We start from the raw sequence: 3324 nt of genomic DNA on the forward strand, positions 1-3324 counted from the left end.
TCCCTCGTCGTCATCTGATTGCGATCGAATTCCTCATGAAAAAAAGTTAACAGAACTGCTGAGGGTTTACAAGTAATTTGTGGGTAATTGAAAGCTCACCAATGCCGTCTGTACAGCGCGGCATTGACCCGCCAGAGTGGTGCCCACCAAATAATAGCGGGGATCACTTTGAACACAGGCATCAAATCCGGCAGTCGCAAAGGCCGTCGCAATTACCCGGTTGATTTCAAGAAGCAATTGGCGATAGCCGCTTGCATGCCCGGCGTGTCGGTCGCACGCTTGGCTCTGGACAACGGGATCAACGCCAACATGCTGCACAAATGGCGACGCGTACATCTTGCCGAGGCGCCTGACATGCGGGAAGCACCGCCGTCAACGTTCGTCGAAGTCCACATGACGCCTGCCGTTCGCGCCTTGGCGCCGATGCCAGCCCCGGAGTCGAACCGGAATGATGTCATCGTGCCTGCCACGACGCTGGTGCCGCTGCCGGCAAGCCAGCCGGGCGTCATCGAAATCAGCCTGGCCACAGCGACCTTGCGCCTGGAGGGCGCAGTCGATGCCGCCGTTCTGGCCAGAGTACTGCGCCACTTCCGCACATGATCGGCCTGCCTGCCGGCACGCGGATCTGGATCGCCGCCGGTATCACCGACATGCGCTGCGGCTTCCAGGGATTGGCCGCCAAGGTGGAGACTGCGCTGGCGGCCGATCCGTTCAATGGTCATGTCTTCGTGTTCCGTGGTCGCCGTGGCGACACTGTCAAACTCTTGTGGGCCACCAACGATGGCTTGTGTCTGCTGGCCAAGCGGCTCGAACAGGGGCGGTTCGTGTGGCCGCAGGCCACCAGCGGGTCGGTGTGCCTGACACCGGCCCAGTTGTCGATGCTGCTCGAAGGGATCGACTGGCGACAGCCGCAACGCACCTGGCAACCCCGATCGGTGTTGTAAACATGAACGGACCTGCGTAAACTCCGCGCATGCCCATTCCTTCGCACCTGCCCGACGACATTGATGCCCTCAAGGCAATGGTGCGGGCGCAGCAGGCATCGATGGCGCAGATGACGCGGGCGCTGGCGTCACGCGCACTGGAAGTCGAACAGCTCAAGCTGCTCATTGCCAAGTTGCAGCGCATGCAGTTCGGCCGCAAGTCCGAGAAGATTGATCGTCAGATCGAGAAACTGGAATGCCGGCTGGAGGATCTGCTGGCCGAAGAAGGCGTGGCCGATGCGCTGCCGTTATCTGCTGAGGCGGACCCGGCAACCGGTCCGGCTACCCTGCCCAAGACCTCGGCACGACATGCCTTGCCGCGCGAACTGCCGCGCGAAGAGCGCATTCTGGAACCGGCAGACACGGCGTGCCCGGACTGCGGCGGCCATCTCAAGGCACTCGGCGAAGATATCTCCGAACAGCTGGAAATTCTCAATACGACATTCAAGGTGATCCGCCACATCCGGCGCAAGAAGGCGTGCGCCTGCTGTGACCGCATCGTACAAGTGCCGGCAGCGAGCCGGCCGATTCTGCGCGGCGTGGCCGGCCCCGGTTTGCTGGCCCATATTCTGGTGGCGAAATTTGCCGATCATCAGCCGCTGTATCGGCAATCGGTAATCTATGCCCGGCAGGGTGTCGAGATCGACCGTTCCAGCATGGGACGCTGGGTCGGCGCCTGCAGTGCGTTGATGGCGCCGCTGGTTGACGCGTTGCGTCGCCATGTGATGGCGGGTGCGAAACTGCACGCCGATGACACCACAGTGCCGGTGCTCGCCGCCGGCAATGGCCAGACCAAGACCGGCCGACTCTGGACCTATGTGCGTGATGATCGCAGCACGGCCTCGTCGGTCCCGCCGGCAGTCTGGTTTGCCTACACACCAGACCGCAAGGGCATCCATCCGCAAGCCCATCTGGCCGGATTTCACGGCATCCTGCAAGCCGATGCGTACGCTGGGTTCAATGCGATATACGACACCGGACGGGTGCACGAGGCCGCTTGCTGGGCGCACACCCGACGCAAGTTTCATGATCTCCATGTCGTCCACGAAACGGCGTTTACGACGGAAGTGCTGCGACGCATCGGTGCGTTGTACGCCATCGAAGAGCCGCTGCGCGGCAAGCCACCCGATGTGCGCCGTCAGATCCGGCAGGCACAGGCGCTGCCATTGCTGGTGGATTTCGAAGCGTGGCTGCGGGCGCGCCTGCCGACCCTGTCGGCCAAGTCCGATACAACCAGGGCGATCAATTACGCCCTCAACCAGTGGCAGGCGTTGTTGCTGTACTGTGAGCACGGCATCGCCGAGATCGATAACAATGCCGCCGAACGTGCGCTGCGCGGCGTCGCCCTGGGCAGGAAAAATTTCTTGTTCGTCGGCGCCGACAGCGGCGGCGAGCGCGCTGCCGCCATGTACGCACTGATCGGCACGGCCAAGCTCAATGGCCTCGATCCCGAAGCCTACCTGCGTCATGTGCTCATGCACATCGCCGACCATCCGATCAACCGGATCGACGAGCTGCTGCCCTGGAATGTCGCTGCTACACTGGGACCTGCCATCTCCTGACAAGGGCATGGCCGGATGCGGCAGGTGCCGGTTCGACATTTACCTCGCCACCCGCTATGGCTAAGTCCTGCAAGATCGTTACGCTGCACGTCCACATCGAAGACATCAAACCGCCAATCTGGCGCCGCATCGTCGTCGACGGCGACATTACCTTGCGGCTGCTGCATCACATCTTCCAGGTCGCGTTCGGCTGGACCGATTCGCACCTGCATGAGTTCGTGATCGATGACAGCAGCTACCAGATGCTCGACAACGAGAACGTGCTCGACTTCATGGACGAAATGGGCGACACGCCAGTCTTCGACGACCGCAAGGTCAAGTTGCAACGGCTGGTCCGCCCGGGTCAGAAATTCACCTATCTCTATGACTTCGGCGACAGCTGGCGACACAGCGTCAAGGTCGAAGCGATCGAGACACGGGCCGAGCCGATGTACGGTGCGAGCATCCTCGATGGCAAGCGCGCGGCTCCACCAGAAGACGTGGGGGGCCCCGGTGGCTATGAAGCGTTCCTCGATACCATCCTCAACCGCCGCAACAGCGACGAAGGACTTGAATGTCTGGAATGGGTTGGCGGAGAATTTGATTCCGAAGCATTCGATAGGCGCACTGCCAATAACACCTTGGCACGGCTCGCCTGGAATGGATGGGGCAAGAAGTAGGTTGCCGTCAAGACGGTGCTGATGCGCTTTCAATTACCCACAAATTACTTGTAAACCCTCAGCAGTTCTGTTAACTTTTTTTCATGAGGAATTCGATCGCAATCAGATGACGACGAGGGA

General features: G+C 60.9%; 4 protein-coding genes. All 4 read left to right on the forward strand.

Annotated elements, in window-relative coordinates; all coding sequences use genetic code 11:
• The first annotated feature begins 168 nt into the window (after positions 1–168).
• Genes tnpA through RCH09_RS19490 form a run of 4 tightly spaced genes read left to right on the forward strand, consistent with a single transcriptional unit; the run spans position 169 to position 3204 of the window.
• Positions 169–600: an IS66-like element accessory protein TnpA gene (gene tnpA, locus RCH09_RS19475; RefSeq protein ID WP_326942798.1), complete on the forward strand. Its 432-nt coding sequence runs from the start codon at positions 169–171 to the stop codon at positions 598–600.
• A complete protein-coding gene (tnpB, locus tag RCH09_RS19480) occupies positions 597–944 on the forward strand; it encodes an IS66 family insertion sequence element accessory protein TnpB (protein WP_326942799.1) in 348 nt (115 codons plus the stop codon). The genes tnpA and tnpB overlap by 4 nt, the downstream gene beginning before the upstream one ends.
• Before the next feature lie 29 nt (positions 945–973).
• Complete coding sequence (gene tnpC, locus RCH09_RS19485) at positions 974–2545, forward strand: IS66 family transposase (protein ID WP_326942800.1); 1572 nt, start codon at positions 974–976, stop codon at positions 2543–2545.
• 56 nt (positions 2546–2601) lie between these two features.
• A complete protein-coding gene (locus RCH09_RS19490; RefSeq protein WP_326942801.1) occupies positions 2602–3204 on the forward strand; it encodes a plasmid pRiA4b ORF-3 family protein in 603 nt (200 codons plus the stop codon).
• The last annotated feature ends 120 nt before the right edge of the window (positions 3205–3324 follow it).

The organism is Actimicrobium sp. GrIS 1.19 (genome assembly GCF_035984655.1).
Lineage (GTDB): Bacteria > Pseudomonadota > Gammaproteobacteria > Burkholderiales > Burkholderiaceae_D > Actimicrobium.

Excerpts from the sequence above, each read along its gene's own strand:
- tnpB (WP_326942799.1), top strand. The coding sequence starts at position 597 with ATGATCGGCCTGCCTGCCGGCACGCGGATCTGGATCGCCGCCGGTATC.
- tnpC (WP_326942800.1), top strand. The coding sequence starts at position 974 with ATGCCCATTCCTTCGCACCTGCCCGACGACATTGATGCCCTCAAGGCA.
- RCH09_RS19490 (WP_326942801.1), top strand. The coding sequence starts at position 2,602 with ATGGCTAAGTCCTGCAAGATCGTTACGCTGCACGTCCACATCGAAGAC.